Annotated in this window: 13 protein-coding genes; 8 read left to right on the top strand and 5 right to left on the bottom strand. The window is 63.2% G+C overall.

What is annotated here, in order from left to right; genetic code table 11:
• Nucleotides 1–2: 2 nt before the first annotated feature.
• The 4 genes from J8I35_RS05405 to tssB all read right to left on the bottom strand — a co-directional run bounded on the left by J8I35_RS05405 (nt 3) and on the right by tssB (nt 6,872).
• Nucleotides 3–1,991 carry a phospholipase D-like domain-containing protein gene (locus J8I35_RS05405; RefSeq protein ID WP_209924716.1) on the bottom strand — a complete coding sequence of 663 codons (1,989 nt, stop codon included), beginning with the start codon at nt 1,989–1,991 and terminating at the stop codon, nt 3–5.
• Nucleotides 1,988–4,657, bottom strand: a complete 2,670-nt coding sequence (vgrG, locus tag J8I35_RS05400) for a type VI secretion system Vgr family protein (RefSeq protein ID WP_209924715.1) — start codon at nt 4,655–4,657, stop codon at nt 1,988–1,990. The genes J8I35_RS05405 and vgrG overlap by 4 nt, the downstream gene beginning before the upstream one ends.
• A 78-nt stretch (nt 4,658–4,735) precedes the next feature.
• The gene (gene tssC / locus J8I35_RS05395) at nt 4,736–6,286 is read right to left on the bottom strand and encodes a type VI secretion system contractile sheath large subunit (RefSeq protein WP_209924714.1); all 1,551 of its coding nucleotides are present in this window, start codon (nt 6,284–6,286) and stop codon (nt 4,736–4,738) included.
• A 73-nt stretch (nt 6,287–6,359) separates the two neighbouring features.
• On the bottom strand, nt 6,360–6,872 hold the full coding sequence (gene tssB / locus J8I35_RS05390; RefSeq protein ID WP_006750268.1) for a type VI secretion system contractile sheath small subunit: 513 nt from the start codon (nt 6,870–6,872) through the stop codon (nt 6,360–6,362).
• Nucleotides 6,873–7,450: 578 nt separating this feature from the next.
• On the opposite strand from tssB, the gene tssK reads away from it, so the two are divergent.
• From tssK to tssE, 6 genes are all read left to right on the top strand, one after another.
• Nucleotides 7,451–8,800 (top strand): type VI secretion system baseplate subunit TssK, encoded by a 1,350-nt coding sequence (tssK, locus tag J8I35_RS05385; RefSeq protein ID WP_209924713.1) that lies wholly within the window; start codon nt 7,451–7,453, stop codon nt 8,798–8,800.
• An 80-nt stretch (nt 8,801–8,880) separates the two neighbouring features.
• Nucleotides 8,881–9,555: a DotU family type IV/VI secretion system protein gene (locus tag J8I35_RS05380; RefSeq protein ID WP_209924712.1), complete on the top strand. Its 675-nt coding sequence runs from the start codon at nt 8,881–8,883 to the stop codon at nt 9,553–9,555.
• Entirely contained in the window at nt 9,552–11,330 is a 1,779-nt protein-coding gene (locus J8I35_RS05375; RefSeq protein WP_209924711.1) for an OmpA family protein, read from the top strand. Before J8I35_RS05380 ends, J8I35_RS05375 begins: the two co-directional genes overlap by 4 nt.
• Before the next feature lie 94 nt (nt 11,331–11,424).
• On the top strand, nt 11,425–11,910 hold the full coding sequence (locus J8I35_RS05370) for an Hcp family type VI secretion system effector (RefSeq protein ID WP_006750272.1): 486 nt from the start codon (nt 11,425–11,427) through the stop codon (nt 11,908–11,910).
• 94 nt (nt 11,911–12,004) lie between these two features.
• Nucleotides 12,005–14,719, top strand: coding sequence for a type VI secretion system ATPase TssH (gene tssH / locus J8I35_RS05365; RefSeq protein ID WP_209924710.1), 2,715 nt, complete (start codon nt 12,005–12,007; stop codon nt 14,717–14,719).
• Complete coding sequence (gene tssE / locus J8I35_RS05360; protein WP_209924709.1) at nt 14,716–15,138, top strand: type VI secretion system baseplate subunit TssE; 423 nt, start codon at nt 14,716–14,718, stop codon at nt 15,136–15,138. Before tssH ends, tssE begins: the two co-directional genes overlap by 4 nt.
• A gap of 10 nt (nt 15,139–15,148) precedes the next feature.
• Here tssE and J8I35_RS05355 read toward each other — a convergent pair whose 3' ends face one another.
• Nucleotides 15,149–15,934, bottom strand: coding sequence for an NAD(P)H-dependent oxidoreductase (locus J8I35_RS05355; RefSeq protein ID WP_209924708.1), 786 nt, complete (start codon nt 15,932–15,934; stop codon nt 15,149–15,151).
• An 86-nt stretch (nt 15,935–16,020) separates the two neighbouring features.
• Between J8I35_RS05355 and J8I35_RS05350 the strand changes: the two genes are divergently transcribed.
• Both J8I35_RS05350 and J8I35_RS05345 read left to right on the top strand, forming a co-directional pair.
• Nucleotides 16,021–16,914 (top strand): LysR family transcriptional regulator, encoded by an 894-nt coding sequence (locus tag J8I35_RS05350; RefSeq protein WP_209924707.1) that lies wholly within the window; start codon nt 16,021–16,023, stop codon nt 16,912–16,914.
• Nucleotides 16,915–17,051: 137 nt separating this feature from the next.
• Nucleotides 17,052–17,456, top strand: coding sequence for a DUF2471 family protein (locus tag J8I35_RS05345; RefSeq protein WP_050017867.1), 405 nt, complete (start codon nt 17,052–17,054; stop codon nt 17,454–17,456).
• The last annotated feature ends 88 nt before the right edge of the window (nt 17,457–17,544 follow it).

The raw sequence follows: 17,544 nt of genomic DNA, 5'->3' as shown, positions 1-17,544 counted from the left end.
GGTTAATCCAGATAGGAACGGTTTGGATTATCTCTATAAAATTCAACCAGCGATGCATACGGTCTGTCACCCGAAGAGTTTTTCCTTCTCTTATTTTCAGACAAAATAATTCCCCAAGCCTTGAATGCACTTCTCGCATCCAATCTTCCATTCTTATCTTTCACCCCCACCCCATCTTCACCGGCATGAATTCTCCACAATTTCTCGCGCAGCGGCTGAGTAACACGCATGGACTCGTGAAAAATATTCAATTCGCTATCCACCTCCATACTCCGCAAATTGACGTTCGCCGAACCATGCGTGACGAACACGTCATCGATGATCATCAGCTTGGAGTGGATATACACCTCGTCCCATGGCCGCCCTTTCGGCGTGTCCGGCGGCACAAGGGTACAGATATGGACCTTGAGCCCCGGGATATTGAGCTTCTGCGGGTTCTCCGTCTTGGCCTTTTCCAGTTGGACTTTCAAGTCGTTCGCCCGCTGGGCCGCCTCGATAGCATCCAGGTGCGCCGCAGCGAGATTGTTCACGGCATACTGCGCCGAACTCGAGAATGGATTGACAGGAACGTGCTGTGCACGTTCATATGCCTGGTCGGCCTCTTTCTTCGCCTTGAGTGCTTCCTTGTATTGCTTCTCCAATTCGTCGGCACGCTCCAATTTCGACACGCCAGGCAAAACGTCCGCGCGCCCGAGTGCATTGAGCATGTGATAGGTACTCACCGTCCCAAGCCCGATCCCGTCGTCACTCGAGTTGGTCACGACGAACAAATAGAACGGCGTCTTGCGTCCGCCAGCCTGATACGCTTTTACCAGTTCCGTCAGTTTTTCGGCAAATGGCGGAAACCGAAAATATTGATTTTCGATATAAATGAAATTGGTCGTATTGTTAACGGCCTGCAGGTACAGTCGCTCGATGTCTTTAACGCCATCTTTCCCGACTTGCGGCTGGGTGCGCAGGATCTGTGCCCTCACGGCGATGTCATCTTTGCTGCAACGGAGCAGGGGCTCTTTTGCTGACTCTCGCTGCTTTTCCAGTTGCTGTCCCGTCGTTGCATCCCATGCCTGACAGAAGTTTTTATTCAAATCGGTCAGAATCGGCCCCGTGACGCGGGCGGAGATATCCTGTCGCGGCGAAAATCCGTTGCGCCCCATTTGTGGATGCATGCGCACGTGGCCATGGCTACTGATATCCCAGTACTCGTCAAGCGTGTTATGCCCCATCACAAAGCCAGTCGCGATCTCCGGATGCGCGTAGTCGACCAGCACCATTTTTTGATGATGCGAGGGTGCCAGGCCCATTGCTGCGGCATTCTGAATTTTCGCATTTTTGGTGCGATCGCCGTACTTGCTGTCCGTCGCGGTACGCCACGCTATCTCGGCACGTTCGATCATGCCGAAATCACGCGTAGCAAAATCGATATTCCGGAATGCCGGATCACGCTTGCTGCGTAAAATACGTCGAACGGCTTTATGCGTCAGCACGGGGATGGGTGCGATACTGACGCCTGTCCATTCGGTGCCCGCTTGATTCTTCTTGTCCATCTTCACCATCTCGTACCACCAAGCATCGAACTCCCGTTGAGCCGAGTTTCGATTATCTGGCAGGTGCGAGAAACGACCACCGGGCATCATATTTTCCAAAAACTGCGCAACATGGAATTTATCGCCCCACACCAGCAATCGGACCTTCACATTGTGTTTCGCCCTTTCGAGCAATAATTCCCCGATCGACAGCGAACCCTGTCCCGACGATCCGCGCTTGAAATACATCGAAGGCTGAAACCCCCAGCAGACGATATCGACGCTGTGCTGCGCGCTGGCAATCGCATCGTATACAGCGCCGAACGCCTCCTCGCCATTCACCAGCGGGCAGTGCGTCGCATTCCTTGGCTTGTATTCCGCCCCTTGTACAAAGTGCGGCAACGTCAACGTCGCCGTATTGCCGCATGATTGCGCAATCGGTACCGTGATGGCTGCGGGTTGACTCATGACTGCGCCTCCGTGTTCTGGGTGTCGGTATCGGGATTCAGCAGGCGGTAGTAGTGCTGGCGATGGGCGGCACGATCTTCCCCGTCGCCATCGGCACCTTGCTCGTAGAAATGAAACCCCTGGTTGGCCAATTGGCCGTTGGCCGGGTCACCGCGAAATTCCTCGCTGACCGGAATCTCGTAGGAAACGCCATTGGCTAGTTCAAGCCGATACGATTTCGTGCCGTGGCGATGGTCGACAGCGATTCGCCCCGTCGAATCGGTTACCCCTTGCGTGACCAATGCACCCTGCGCATACAACTTGTACGGAACGTCCTGCGGGATCGCCGCCATGGCCGAAGGAGACGCTGCCAGGCTCAACATCAGGCGCTCCGCCGGCAAGCTATTCGGCAGCGCAGTATTGATCTGCGCCGAAGCGGGCCCAGGTTTGTTCCACGATGCGCACTTCTCGAGGATGTCTCCCGGCGTACCGTTTTCGATGCGATTGGCGTCGATCCTGATATACGAGCCGCCGGCACCAATCCACACCTCCTTGGCCGCCGAAAGCACGAGCTTGCCGTCGGAGCTCGTGATAGTGACGTCCTTCAATGCCGCCAACGTCAACTCGTCGGTTTGCGCCTGAATGGCGACCTTGCCTTTCGCGGCGAACAGCTTGATGCCGAGTTTCGCCGCGAACATCGATACGGTTTCGCCAGCCGCTACCGTAAATCGCTTGACAACACCGATGTCGGCGCTCCCCCCCGCAGTTGCAATCAGGTTTTTGCGCGCCGTAAGCTGCAAATGATCCCCCGACGCCACGCCGATACCGGCCGGCGCACTGATCAGGACACCGGCCTTTTTCAGTTCGGCCAGCGTTTCCTCCAGCAGGACCTTCTGATTGGCGCAATCCGCGGCAACGGCTTCCGCTGCTTTCGCCGCATCGGCAAGGGATTGCATCTGCTGCAAGCCAAGCTCGAGCAGTTCCCGCGCCGGTCGCATTTCGAGCTGCCGGCCATTGGATGCCGATTGCATGTCGGCCGAGATGAAAACACCTTTCCCTCCCCGTACCGCCACGTGTTCGTCCGTGCGAAGCTCTGCACCTTGGCCACGCTCTTTGCGACTTTCGTCGACCATGTGTCCGAGATTGAGTTCGCTGGTCTGGTACGGCGTGGTCAAATGAATATGCTCACTCCCCTCCTTATCCTCCATCCGCAGCTCATTGCGCGCAGCCGTCCGAATAAGGTTCCGCGTATGGTTCAGGTTGTTCACCAGATCCGGATGCACGCTGTCATGCATCGCCCCGATGATCACCGGCCGGTTCGGATCGCCGTCCGTATGGACGATCGCCACCTCCGCCCCATCGATCAACGGAAAGTGATGCCCATAGTTGTCGCCGCTGTATGGCTTCGCAAACCGCACCGGCCGGCTCGTCCCACCCGGGCTCCATTCGTCCAGATCGAACGGCAGCTTGATCACGTACCAGCCCTGCTCGGTCAGATACGCATACTTGTAGTTGCCCGGCGATGTAATCCGCGCCGGCAGGATCCCCTCCACCACCGGCCGGGAAACCGAAGCAACCGGCGTGCGCCACACGCGATCCGACGGAATGCCCTCGAACGCCACCCAGAACGACTCATTCCGCCCGCCGTGCGACTCGACCGACGTAACGAACACCCCGTGCTTCGCGTCCGCCGGTTTCGGCTCGACCCGCATCACCTCGCCGGCTTCGAGCCAGAACGGATTGCCCGTCCCCTTGAACGTGATCTGCGTCGCCAGATAGGCCTCGTGCCGCAACCGCGCAACCCGCTTGCCCTCTTCCGGCGTCTCGTAATGCTCGCCCCAGCGATAATCGACCGCATTCGTCGTCTTGTCGTCGCGCGCCGCGTTTTCCTCGACCAGCAGCGATACCTCGGCTTGTCGATGGTTGTAGTCGTGCAGCCGCACCGCCTCCGGCACACGCTTCATCTCGCGCCCGAGCGACTTGATCGCGTCCGCACCGACGCTCTCCAGTCCCGAGTCACGCCGATACGGCACCGTGCGCTGCTTGCGCGCATAGGCATCCAGATCGTCGCCGAATACAACAACTGCGCGATCCTTCTTTTGCTCCCAGCGAAACCAGATCCCTTCTTCCGCGCAAAGGCGCTGAATGAAGGAAAACGTCGTCTCGTGATACTGCGTCACGTACTCGCGACGCTTGTACTGTCCACGCAGCTGAAACTGGAAATCGACACCCGCGCGGTAACCGTAATGCCGCAGCGTATCGGTCACGATCTCCTCGACCGACTGCTTCTGAAACAATCGGCTTGTCACGCCACGATCGAGATCGGCCAGTGTCGGCTCCAGTACGACCCGGTAGCGCGTTTCGTCCGCCGACGTCTCCAACTCGTCGAACTGCGTAATCACGCCATGAACCATGTACGCCGCCGGCTTTGCGCTGAACTGCGCGGCGTTCTCCCCGAACATCTTCCGCAGGTAATCCATGTCCGGATCGACCGGATCCGCGCTGAACTTGGCCGGTCGCCCCAGCACCTGATCCATCGGAATCCCCGCCACCGGGCTCGTGAATTCGATCTCGTATCGATAGAGCTGGCTCACGCGGTCCAGCCCGCTGAACTTCAGGATCGAGAACGGCGCCGGATGCGGCGCGAGCTTCAATTCATAAGCCTGCGAAGGCAGAATCATCGACATGGAATCTCTCGGTTGCGCGACTGCACGGCACGCCGGGGTGCCCCTGTCCACCCCGGCGCCACTGCGACTAACGTCAGATCAGTTCTTGGACTTCGGCATCTGCGACACGAGCGACAGCCCGATATCCATCCCTTCGACCTGGAAGTGCGGGACGATGAACAGCTTGATCCGGAAGAAGCCCGGGTTATCCTCGATGTCCTCGACCGTGACCTGCGCCTCGCGCAGCGGATGCGACGCCTGCAGCTCGTCACCCGGATCCTTCATCTCGGTCACGAGCCCCTTGATCCAGTTGTTCAGCTCGAGCTCGAGCAGACGACGATCCTTGGTCGTGCCGATGTTCTCCCGCTGGATCAGCTTCAGGTAGTGCGCGATGCGCGACAGCAGGAAGATGTACGGCAGCCGTGCGTTGATGCGGCTGTTCGCGGTCGCTTCCCGGGTCTCGTACAGCGCGGGCTTCTGCGCCGAGTTCGCGGAGAAGAAGCACGCGAAGTCGTGGTTCTTGTAGAACGACAGCGGGATGAAGCCGAGATTCGCGAACTCGAATTCGCGCGTTTCGGGGATCAGCACCTCGGTCGGGATCTTCGGCTGGTGACCGGTGCCGAGGTCGTACAGGTGAACCGGCAGATCCTCGACCTTGCCGCCCGCCTGCGGCCCGCGGATCTGCACGCACCAGCCGTTGCTCACGAAGCTGCGCACCATGTTCGCCGCGAACGCGAACGACGCATTCATCCACAGGTACTTGTCGTGGTCGGGGCCCTTGACGGCCTCCTCGTAGTTGAACGCGCGCACCGGCGCCGTATCCTTGCCGTATGGCAAGCGGCCGAGCACGCGCGGCATCGTCAGGCCGACGTAACGCGCATCGTCGGTATCGCGGAAGCTCTTCCACTTGATGTACTCGGCGCGATCGAAATAGTTGCCGATATCCTGGATCGCGGCGACTTCCTCCATCGACTGCTTGCCGAAGAACGCCGGCCCGACCGAGCCGATGAACGGCATGTGCGCGGCGGCCGCCACCTTCGAGATGTTGCGCAGCAGTGCGACGTCCATCGGCGAATTCGCGAACTCGAAGTCGCTGATCATCGCGCTGATCGGTTGACCGCCCGGCGTGTCGTATTCCTCGATGTACGTGAGGCGGTACAGGCCGCTCTGGATCAGTTCCGGCGTATCCTCGAAGTCGCGCTGCAGCGCGTCCTTCGACACGTCGAGCACTTCGATGCGGGCGTTCTTGCGGAAATCGGTGCGGCTCACGAGCATCTTCAGGCCGCGCCAGCGTGCCTCGAGCGCCTGGAATTCCTGCGTATGCATCACGGCGTCGAGCTGGCGGCTGATCTGCCGGTCGATCTGGCCGATATGGAAATCGAGCAGCGACTTGTCGAGGCGGTCCACCGGCTGGCTCGCGTTCGCGACGAGTTCGAGGAATGCGCCCATCCCGCGCGCGATGCGCTCGTCGGCCGACGCCTCGGACAGCATGTCGTTGTCGCGGAACGCCTCGAGCGGGCGCGCTTCGCTGACGGGCTTCAGGTTGATCTTGCTGCACAGCGACGCATAGACGCTGTCGATATCCCCGTGCGGGGCGTCCAGCACGACGGTCTCGCTCGCGCCGGCGTGCTGCGTTTCAGTGGATTTCATGGCGTGTCCTGTCTGCGATCGAATCGCTACGATGTTGCGGAATGCGCTGAACGCGCGTTTTGCCCAGCGGCGTTCACGCATGCCCTTCCGGCTGCGTCGCGGCGGTCGCGATCTGCGCGAGTTCGCCGCGCAGCTTCGCGGACAGGCGATCGTCCTTCAGCACCTTCTCGAACTCGCGACGGAACGTGCCGTTGTCGAGCAGGTTGGATTTCAGGTCGCGCAGCAGATTGCGCATCGCGAGGAGCGCCTGCAGCTCGGGAATCTGGCGCGCGACCTGCTCGGGCGCGAAATCCTTGATCGAGCGGAACGACAGGTTGACGGGCAGTTCCGAACCGTCGCCGGCCAGTGTGTTGTCCGCGGCGATCCTGAGATCCGGCGCATAGTCGGCCAGCACGGCATCAAAGTTGTTCTTGTCGATGTTCACCTTCTTGCGCTCGGCAAGCGGCGCCTGCTCACGGCCGGCACTGAAGTCGCCGGCGACCAGCAGCTTCAGTGGCAACTCGACCTTCTTCTGCGCTCCACCCGTATGCAGGTCGAGCGTGATCGACACCCGGCTCTTCGGGATCTCTCGCTGAAAGCTATCCAATTCGTTCTCCTTATCTCAGGAAGCTTGAAAACTCCGCGATACGCACCCGCAAGTCATGGGTGCATCGCCGTCCGTACCGCCCATGCCAACCCCGCAACGTGCATCGACGAACGGCCTATCCGGATATTCGCGGCCCGATATCCGACTCAGGCGGCAGAAAATATCACGCTCTTTGTCAGCGAGTAAACCCGAAACACGGAAAATTGAAAATTAACGACATGAGGTCTTTTACAAATAAGACTAGTCCGATTCTCTGACGCATTCCGCACACATTGTCCGAATTTCACACTCCGCCCACAAATGGCTATCAAACAAATTCACAACAATCTCACAACAACTTGATTTTCATGAAATTTCCACAAAAAACAAGGAGCACAAAATCTCAATAAAAACTCCACTCGACACCGCCGACACCGAAGAAACACCCCATGCCCAATAAATCTCAAAATAAACACCCCACTTATCTCAATTTATTCGAGACACTTCACAACAAATTCGAATAAAACGGGGTATACGAAATCAGAAAACGATGTATAGAATCGGCGCCTCATAATTCCTACATCGGTATTGACCACACCATGCGGATCGACAAACCGCTCTGGCATGAAGGGCTGATTCTTACGCAGCAGCATTTCCAGCAGCAGGAGCGCTGGAACGCGTTCGCGCTGCAACAACTGGCGTCGGCCGTCGCCGTATCGCCATGGGGAACGCTGAACGTCGACATCGACGAGGAGGCCCTGTCCTCCGGCCGCCTGAAGCTCGCACGGCTGCAACTGCGATTCCCTGACGGCACGCCGGTCGATACGACCGTCGCCGACGCGTTGCCGCCGGCGCGCGACCTCGTCGGCGAAATTCCCGCCGATACGCAGACCGTCGACGTACTCGCCGCGCTCGCGCTACCCGACGCGAACGGCAGCAACTGCCGTTTCGACGAAACGGCGCTGGCCCGCCCGCGTCGCGCGTATCGCGAGTTCGTCAAGGTGACGGACCTGAACGGCTCGGCCGAAACCGAAATTGCCGCCGAGCGTCACGCCGTCCGGTTGCTGTTCGGCTTCGAATCGCATGCCGACGACACGGCATGCGCGATCGCACGCCTGACGCGCACGACGAGCGGACAGTTCCAGGTCGATCGCCGATACGTGCCGCCCTGTCTGGCGCTATCCGGTCACACGCTGCATATCGAGCGCATTCGGCGGATCGCCGACATCCTCGCCGCCAAAAGCGCGCTCCTCGGTGCGCGCCGCAGCGAGCGCATCGAGCAGGTGGCCGAGTACGGTGTCGCGGACGTCCAGCTGTTCTGGCTCCTGCATTGCATTCACCAGGCGTGGCCGCAACTGCGCTTCCTCGCGTCGCATCCGGCGCAGCCGACCGATCGCCTGTACCAGGTGCTCGCCCAGCTGGCCGGCTCGCTGATCACGTTCTCGACGCACGTGTCGCTGACCGACATTCCGCCCTACGACCACGCGAGCGCCCATGACGTGTTCGCGGCGCTCGAATCGCTGATCCGCGATCTGCTCGACGCGATCATTCCGTCACGCGTCGTCTCGATCGGGCTTTCGCATACGACGCCGACGACCTGGGTCGGTCAGTTCCGCGACGAACGCATCGTCGAAGACGCCGCGGACTGGTATCTGTCCGTCAATGCCGCGTTGCCGGCGTTCGAGCTGGTCGAACAGTTTCCGCGCCTCTGCAAGATCGGCGCTCCGGACGACGTCGAGCACATCGTCAATTCCGCGGTGGCAGGCATTCCGCTCAAGGCCGTGCAGCGCGTGCCGGGCGCGATTCCGGTCCGGCTGGACAACCACTATTTCGCGCTCGACGCGCACGACGCCGCGCATGCGCGGATGCTCGCCGCGCGCGCTTGCCAGATCTATCTGCCCGCGTCGATTCCCGACGCGTCGCTCGAACTTTATGCGGTGCTGCGCTGATGAATGCCGTCGCCTCCATGCGTCACGAAACCGCGCTGCTTGCGCGCGATCCGTCATCCGGTCATGCACATCGAGCCTCGATGCGCGCGCTGTTGCGCGATACCGCATTGCTCGTCACTCAACTGTCGAACGGCGGTCAGGTCGACAATGCCGCAAGCCTGCGTGAGCAGTGCCGCCTGCTGGTCGCGCAGTTCGCGGCCGCACTCGATGCGCAAGGCATCGCCGCGGACGTACGGGACGACGCGATCGTCGCCCAGTGCGGGCTGATCGACGAAGCCGCACTGCGGCACCTGCCGGCTTCGGCCAAGGCGAAGTGGGAATCCACGCCGCTGCAGGTCGAGCGCTTCGGCACGCACGATGCAGGCACGCGCATCTACGAGCGACTCGACTACCGGATGCGCGAACCCGCGCCGAACGTCGACCTGCTCGAGTGCTATGCGGCCGTTCTCGGCCTGGGATTCCGTGGCCGGTATGCCGCTCGCTCGGGGCCGTCCGCGGGCGCCCATGACGGGGAGGCGAAACGTCGGGCACTGATCGCCGCGCTGGTGGCGCAGATCGATCAATTGCGGCCGGCGGTCCGCCCGGGATTCGTCACCGATCGCTCCAACACGCGACTGCTCGACCGGCTCAGGCATGTGTCGCCTTGGGTGGTCGCGGGCGCGGCATGCGTCATCGCGGTACTCGTCTGGTTCGCGTGGGATCGGATCCTCGATGCCGAACTGGCCCAACTCGTCCAGCAAGCGAAACGGCCGTGAGTTCGGGCACCACGCTCCCCACGGCGGCAACCCGCGCCGATTCCAATGCGGCACGCGCGGCGTTGTCGGGCCTGGGCTATCCGCTCCGCACGATCGTGACGCTGTCCGCGGCACTGGCACTGGCCGTCGTCGGGTGGGTTGTACCTGTCGAGCGCGGCGTCATGTGGGGATGCGTAGTGATCGTCGTCGCGCTTTCCGCGCTGGTTGTCTGGCTGCATTCGCGCGGATTGACACGCGCCCGCGAACAAAACGTTCAGGTGATTGCACAACTGGGCGCGGCGACCGCCGACCTGCCCGTCACGCTGCGCACGAGAATGCCGCTCGCGCTCGTCACCGGCGACGGTCTGTCCGCCATGTTCGATCGCGATACGGCCATGTCGCGTTTCGTGCATGTCGGCGACGGCGCGATCTGGTTGCGAGCCGACCGCCCTCAGGATCTTCCACGGCTTGCGGTCGCGGTCCGCCAGTGGCGGGACGGTCATGCGCCGGATTGTGTCGTGCTGGCGGTCGCGCCGGGCCTTCATGCGAACGCCGACACGCTGTCGCAGTCGCTGCGCGTGATCCGGCAAGCCGTGGCCGATGCGTCCCGCATGCTCGGCACGTCGCTGCCGGGCTATGTCGCCGTCTATCAGCGGCTCTCGAACGCAAATCCCGCGACGACGTTGCCCGCCGTCGAATCGGCTGCCCGGTGGTATGGCATGTCGACCGGATCGGCAATCGTCGACACGCATCGCTTCGACGCCGCGATCGACGCAGCCGAGTCGGATGCGCTCCATGCCGACGGAAGTCCGGCGGTCGCGGCGCGCGCCGCCGGCGTCGCATCGATGATCGGATGGACCCGACGCGTCGTGTTCGACACGCTGACCGATCGACGCCAGCCCGCATCGCCCTGGCCGTTGTTCGGCGCTGGCTGGATCGACCATGGCCCCGCGAGCGGCCCCGGCAAACCGTGGGAACGTGAAGTCCGCAGCCTGACAGGTATCGCCCCGGCCGCACTGCCTGCGTCACCGACGCCGTGGCCATTGCCGCAACCGTTGATCGACGCGATGCCGCGCCACACGTGGCGGTCGCCGCGCATCACCGCCGCCGCGCACGTCATCGCGATCGTCGCCTGCGCCGCAATCGCCGCCATCTGCGCAGCCGCAAAGAACAACGATGCGTTGATGACCCGCATCGGCGATCACCTTCAACACTACAACCGAATCCCCGCCACGCACGACGCGGCCAAACGCGACGCGCTCGGTGTCCTTGCGTCGGATCGCGATCAGCTCGACCGGTACGCACGGGTCGGCGTGCCGCTCCGGCTGTCGTTCGGCACCTATCACGCTGCACCGCTGCTGCCCGTCCTCAACGACGCAATCGCGTCGTACGAACCGCCCCCACCGCCGCCCGCCGTCGTCACGCTGGACAGCATGTCGCTGTTCGACAGCGGCAAGGCAACGCTCCGAACGGGCACCACGCGCGCGATGGTCGATGCGCTCGAACTGATCAAGGCCCATCCGGGCAAACGCGTGCTCGTCGCCGGCTACGCGGACGATCAGGGTCGGCCCGATCGCAATCTGAAGCTGTCGATCGATCGCGCGTCGGCCGTGCGCGACTGGCTCGTCGAAGCATCGGGCATCCCGCCGACACGGTTCGCGATCCAGGGCTACGGCGATACGCGGCCGGTCGCGGACAACGCCACGCCGGAAGGGCGGGCGAAGAATCGTCGGGTCGAGATCACGCTCGTGCCCGATACACCGGTGCCTGCCGTCCCGACCGGCGCCGCGAGGTAACACGCGTTTGGGTTCCCGGGGCAGTCGCCCCGGGGTTATCAGCGCCGGAATCCGGTTCCGGCGATTCGCAGTACGAAGAAAAAGGAGTGAACAAATGGCAATTCCGGCCTACATGTGGCTCAAGGACGACGGTGGCGCGGACATCAAGGGTTCGGTAACCGTCCAGGATCGCGAGGGTAGCGTCGAACTGGTCGCGTTCGATCATGGCGTGCACATCCCGACCGACGGCAATACGGGCAAGCTGACCGGCACGCGCGTGCACAAGCCGATCACGCTGACGAAGGAGACCGACGCGTCGACGCCGTACCTGTACAAGGCCGTGACGAGCGGCCAGACGCTGAAGTCGGTCGAGATCAAGTGGTATCGAATCGACGACGCGGGCAAGGAAAAGGAATACTTCAACACCAAGCTCGACAACGTGAAGATCGTCGCGGTGAAGCCGAAGATGCTCGACATCAAGAACCCCGACTACGAGAAGCACAACCATCTCGAAGATGTGGAACTGCGTTACGAGACGATCACGTGGTCGTACAAGGACGGCAACATCATCCACAAGGACACCTGGAACGAACGTTCCTGATGGACTGACCGGCTGGCGGAATCCGTCGCGCTTGCGCGGCGGGATTCCGCTCCTCAGGGCGCCCGCCCTCTTCCCTTCCTGATCAGATACCGACATGACGCCGCCGCTCCGGGACGCTTCCCATCTCATTCGCCGCCTCAATCCTCACTGCACGCGCGCACTCGAAGCCGCGGCGAATCTGTGCCAGACCCGGCTCGCGGACGAAATCGCGGTCGAGCACTGGGTGCTGAAGCTGATCGAAGCCGACGACGGCGACATTCCCGCGCTGCTGCGCCACTACGACCTCGACATCGACGCCGTGTGGGATGCGATGATCGACGTGATCGAGCGCATGCCACGCACGTTGCGCGGCATGCCGGCGCTGTCGCGGCAACTCGCCACAGTGCTGGAGGATGCGTGGGCGCATGCGACCGCCGACGATCCCGACGATTCGATTCGTTCCGGGCATCTGCTGCAAGCGATCGTCGACGCCCCTCATGTGCTGCGCACCCAGCGTGCGTGGCCGCTGCTGTCCGTCTCCAGCGCGCAGATTCGTCGCGTGCTGCCCCGGCTCGGGCGGCGCTCGTGCGAAAACGCGGTTGACGAACCCGTATCGGTACCCGAAGCCGACTCGTCCGGCGACCTGCGCGCAACCGGAATGCCGACGTCGGCGTCCGCGGCGCAACGCGCCCCCACGCGCGCGATCGAGCACGACGCACTCGCGCGCTTCACCCTCGACATCACCGAAAAGGCGCGTCGCGGCGAGATCGACCCCGTGTTCGGACGCGACCGCGAAATCCGGCAGATGATCGACGTGCTCGCGCGCCGCCGCAAGAACAATCCGATCCTGGTTGGCGAGCCGGGCGTCGGCAAGACCGCGCTTGTCGAAGGGCTCGCCTTGCGCGTGATCGACGGCGGCGTGCCGGAAACGATCCGCGGCACGCGCATCCTGACGTTCGATCTCGGCTTGCTGCAGGCCGGCGCCGGTGTAAAGGGCGAATTCGAACAACGGCTGAAGAACGTGATCGACGAGGTGCGCGCTTCGACGACACCGATCCTGCTGTTCATCGACGAGGCGCACACGTTGATCGGTGCCGGTAACGCGGCAGGCGGCGCCGATGCCGCCAACCTGCTCAAGCCGGCGCTCGCACGCGGCGAGTTGCGCACGATCGCGGCCACCACGTGGGCCGAATACAAGCAATACTTCGAACGCGATGCGGCGCTCGAACGGCGCTTCCAGGTCGTCAAGGTCGACGAGCCGGACGACGAAGCCGCGTGCCTGATGCTGCGCGGGCTCGCCGGCCGCTATGCGGCCCATCACGAGGTTCACATCCGCGACGAGGCGATCGTCGCGGCCGTCCGCCTGTCGCGCCGCTACATTCCGGCGCGCCAGTTGCCGGACAAGGCCGTGGATCTGATCGATACGGCAGCCGCGCGCGTGCGGATGGCACTCGACGTACCGCCGCCGGAACTGCAACACGCGCATGCCGCGCTGGCGGCGCTCGAGCTGGAACGCGCGGCGCTCGATGCGGACGCCCGCGCGGGCATCGCCGGCATCACGGAGCGACGTGCCGCGATCGATACGGAGCACGACGCGATGCGCGACACCGCCGACACGCTGCTCGGTCAGTACGCACGCGAGCGCGAACTCGCCGATGCAGTGCGCACGCTTCGTGGTGCGGCCGACCCCGCGCCTGATCCTGCTGACGTGATCAAGGCGATCGACGCGCTGGCGAACGCTCAAGGAAAGTCGCCGATGATCTCCCCCGACGTCGATGCGCAATCGATCGCGCGCGTCGTCGCCGAATGGACGGGCGTGCCGGTCGGCAATCTCGTCGAGGACGAACTGCGAAGCCTGCTGGCGCTCGAGTCGACGCTCGCGACGCGCGTGGTCGGACAGGACGATGCGATCGGCGCATTGGCTGAGAGCCTGCGCACCGCCAAGGCCGGCCTGAAAAGCGAGCACGCGCCGCTCGGCGTATTCCTGCTCGCCGGGCCGTCCGGTGTCGGCAAGACCGAGACGGCGCTCGCGCTCGCCGACGTGCTCTTCGGTGGCACCGCGGCGCTGACGACGATCAATCTGTCGGAGTACCAGGAAGCGCACACGGTATCGCAGCTCAAGGGTTCGCCACCCGGCTATGTCGGTTACGGACGCGGCGGCGTGCTGACCGAAGCCGTGCGCCAGCGTCCGTACAGCGTCGTGCTGCTGGACGAAGTGGAGAAGGCGCATCGCGACGTGCTCGATATTTTCTATCAGGTGTTCGACCGCGGCACGATGCGCGACGGCGAAGGGCGCGAGATCGATTTCCGCAACTGCGTGATCGTGATGACGTCCAATCTCGGCAGTACGCAGATCGATGACGCGACGGCCGAAAACGCGTCGATCACGCAGGTCGCTTTGCGCGAAGCCATTCATCCGCAGCTGGTCGCGCATTTTCAGCCGGCGCTGCTCGCACGCTTCCAGACGCTCGTCTATCGGCCGCTCGATGCCGCGGCGCTTGCATCGATCGTGCGGATCAAACTGGACAAGATTGCCGAACGCCTGCATCGGCAACACGCCGTCACGCTCACATGCGACGACGATCTGATCGAATCGATCGCGCAGCACTGCGTGTCGCGGGAATCCGGCGCACGCGGCGTCGATGCGTTCCTGAACCAGCGCGTGCTGCCCGTCGTGTCCCGCGAACTGCTTGCCCGGATGGCAACGGGTGTCACGCCGCGACACATCGTGCTGTCGACCGGCGTTGAAGGTGCGTTGACGATCGATTTCGTCGATGCGCCGGCCACGATCGATGCGCGCATCGAGCAACCGAAGCCGAACCCCCGATGACCGCCGGCCCCTCCCTCTACGACATGCTGCTCGGTCAGATCGGCGGCGAGCCGATCGGCGCCTACGACGACCGGACGCTCGAATGCCTGAGCGTGCAGCAGAACGTGCGCCGCATCCTCAATACGCGGGCCGGCGCGCTCAAGCACCTGCCCGACTACGGGTTGCCCGACCTCACGAACATCTACAAGGCATTGCCCGCGTCGGCGCACTTGCTCAAGCAGCAAATGGAGGCGACGCTGTTGAAGTACGAGCCGCGCATTCGCGCGATCGACGTTGCGATCATCGACAACCGCGATCCCGGCATCCTCGTCAGCTTCGAAATGACCTGCCACCTGAAGAATGCCGGGCTCGTGCGCTTCGGCACCTACTTCGAGCCGCCGGGCCGCCTGCACGTCGAGCGCCGCGTCGAGCGACCGTGAGCGCACACGATCAACCCTCGTGCGCGAGATGCGCGCCGAACCCCACCTTCCCCGGCGCGATCTCATCCTTCAACGTCAGCGCCGGAATCTCGTAATCGCCCGCGTTCTGCCGGCGGAACGGAATAGGCGGCGTGGTCCACAGATCGTCGAGACGCTGGCCCAGTGCTGAACACGTTTCGTCGAAGCGCGCGCCGTTCATCTTGCCCGTCCGGTAGATCACGAACGGCGGCAGCACGTCGAACCCCGGGTAATACAGCACCCCGTGCTGAATCGGAAACAGCAAGTCGTCGATCGGCCCGTTGATGCCGCGCGGGCTGTAGTGCGGCTCCCACCCGCCCGTCGTGACGACGATCATCGCCCGCTTGCCGGCCAACATCCCTTCGCCGTAGCGGTCGCCCCAGTGCGTATCGGAATGCTCGCCGACACCGTACGCAAAGCCGTATGCATACACGCGCTCGAACCAGCCCTTCATGATCGCCGGCATCGAGAACCACCACAGCGGAAACTGCAGGATCACCGCATCGGCCCACTTCAGCTTGTCCTGTTCGCGCGCGATGTCGTCGCGCTGCGTGCCCGCCTCGAACGCGCGCTTCGAATCGAGCGCCGGATCGAAGCGATCGTCGGGCGCGCGATCGGTCATGTCGTTCTCATCCAGCACCGCCTTCCAGTTCATCGCATACAGGTCGCTCACCTGCACCGCATGGCCGGCCGCTTCGAGATGCGCGACCGCGAAGTCGCGCAGCGCGCCGTTCAGCGAACGCGGTTCCGGATGGGCATACACGATCAGCACATTCATGTTCGTCACTCCGTGGATTGAATGACTGCAGGATGCCGCCTTCGACGGTATATTTGAAATGAATTCCTGATATTCCAGCTATAGCCATGAATAATCTCAGAAGGCTCGATCTGAACCTGCTCGTCACGCTGGATGTGCTGCTCGCCGAGCACAACGTCACGCGCGCGGCCGAGAAGCTGAACATGTCGCAGCCGTCGGTCAGCGTTCAGTTGCAGAAACTGCGCGACGTATTCGGCGATCCGCTGCTGCTGCCGGGGCCGCGCGGGATGCGTCCGACCGCGCGCGCGGAAGCGCTGCGCGAGCCGTTGCGCGAAGCGCTCGAAGCCGTCGAGCGCGCGGTGATCCCGGCCACGCCGTTCGATCCCGCGACCGCGACGAACACGTGGCGCGTGGCCGCGACCGACTACGGCGAATCGACGATCGTGCTGCCCGCGCTGCGCACGCTGCGTTCGACCGCGCCCGGCACGCGGCTGGCCGTCCTCGAGCTCGTGCCGCCGCGTATCGAGCAGGATACCGAACGAAATGGCATCGACCTGGCCTTCCACATGACCGAAGCGTCGCCGCCCGGCATGCGGCGCCTGCCGCTGTTCGTCGAGCGTTACGTGCTGATCGGCCGCGCCGACCACCCGAAGCTGAAGCGGCGCCCCACGCTCGCGCAATTCGGCACGCTCGAGCACGTGATCGTGTCGCCCGACGGCGGCGGCTTCTTCGGCGTGACGGACGAAGTACTCGCGAAGATGGGGGCCACGCGGCGCGTCGTGCTGTCGGTGCCGCACTTCCTGTTCGTGATGTCGGCCGTCGCGAGCACCGATCTCGTCGCGATGCTGCCCGAGCGGCTGGTGCGCGACGTGCCCGCGCTGCGCGTGGTGGATGCGCCGGTCGAGGTGCCCGGCTATGAAATGTCGATGCTATGGCACGAGCGCGTGCATCGCGATCCGGCGCATCGATGGCTGCGGGAGACGATCGCGGCGGCGGTCTGACACGCCGGTCGCGACACGGCTGACATTTACTGTCATCGGGGGCTTGAAAGTCCACCAATCACTGTATATATTTACAGTGTTTCTGCGTCATTTGACCCGAATTCCGTCATCCCGAGACGGTCTTTAGTGAGGCGACCATGTTCCAGTCATCCGCATTCGATCCCGAGCAACCCGGCTTCAATCCCGTCCACTTCGAGCGCGCCGCGCAGCGTGCGGTCGTCGATCTGCAGCGTGTCGTCGGCGGCCCCGCGCAGCGAGCGCTCGGCCTGCGCCGCCGCACGCATCCGGCGGCAGTCCGCACGATGAGCTGGCAGGCGCTGCTGAACGTCGAAGAGCTGGCGTTCTCGAATCCCGGGTTCCTGAACCGCAACGATCCGACCGTCGTCGACGCGTTCATCCGGCTGCGCGACAGCCGGCTGGTCGCCGCGGACGTCGAGGAGCCGGTCGACTGGCGCCGCGACGACGACGACCTGCCGGCCGTCTACCTGATCGTCAAGGCGATGCTCGAAGCGGAAGAGGAAGAACGGGCCGAGGCAGCCTAACGCTCGCTGGCCGATCGCCGCGGGCACGGCCTGCGGGGCTCGCGTCGCCACGTTGGGTGGTGGCGCGGTCGGCCCTGCGGCTCGTCAT

This window comes from Burkholderia sp. CpTa8-5 (assembly GCF_017815045.1).
Classification (GTDB): domain Bacteria; phylum Pseudomonadota; class Gammaproteobacteria; order Burkholderiales; family Burkholderiaceae; genus Burkholderia; species Burkholderia sola.
This window is presented reverse-complemented; position numbering and strand designations above follow the sequence as displayed.

Coding starts and splice junctions, on each gene's coding strand:
- J8I35_RS05380 (WP_209924712.1), top strand. CDS start 8,881: ATGCGCGCGCTGTTGCGCGATACCGCATTGCTCGTCACTCAACTGTCG.
- J8I35_RS05345 (WP_050017867.1), top strand. CDS start 17,052: ATGTTCCAGTCATCCGCATTCGATCCCGAGCAACCCGGCTTCAATCCC.
- tssE (WP_209924709.1), top strand. CDS start 14,716: ATGACCGCCGGCCCCTCCCTCTACGACATGCTGCTCGGTCAGATCGGC.
- tssK (WP_209924713.1), top strand. CDS start 7,451: ATGCGGATCGACAAACCGCTCTGGCATGAAGGGCTGATTCTTACGCAG.
- J8I35_RS05370 (WP_006750272.1), top strand. CDS start 11,425: ATGGCAATTCCGGCCTACATGTGGCTCAAGGACGACGGTGGCGCGGAC.
- J8I35_RS05350 (WP_209924707.1), top strand. CDS start 16,021: ATGAATAATCTCAGAAGGCTCGATCTGAACCTGCTCGTCACGCTGGAT.
- J8I35_RS05405 (WP_209924716.1), bottom strand. CDS start 1,991: ATGAGTCAACCCGCAGCCATCACGGTACCGATTGCGCAATCATGCGGC.
- tssC (WP_209924714.1), bottom strand. CDS start 6,286: ATGAAATCCACTGAAACGCAGCACGCCGGCGCGAGCGAGACCGTCGTG.
- vgrG (WP_209924715.1), bottom strand. CDS start 4,657: ATGTCGATGATTCTGCCTTCGCAGGCTTATGAATTGAAGCTCGCGCCG.
- J8I35_RS05355 (WP_209924708.1), bottom strand. CDS start 15,934: ATGAATGTGCTGATCGTGTATGCCCATCCGGAACCGCGTTCGCTGAAC.
- tssH (WP_209924710.1), top strand. CDS start 12,005: ATGACGCCGCCGCTCCGGGACGCTTCCCATCTCATTCGCCGCCTCAAT.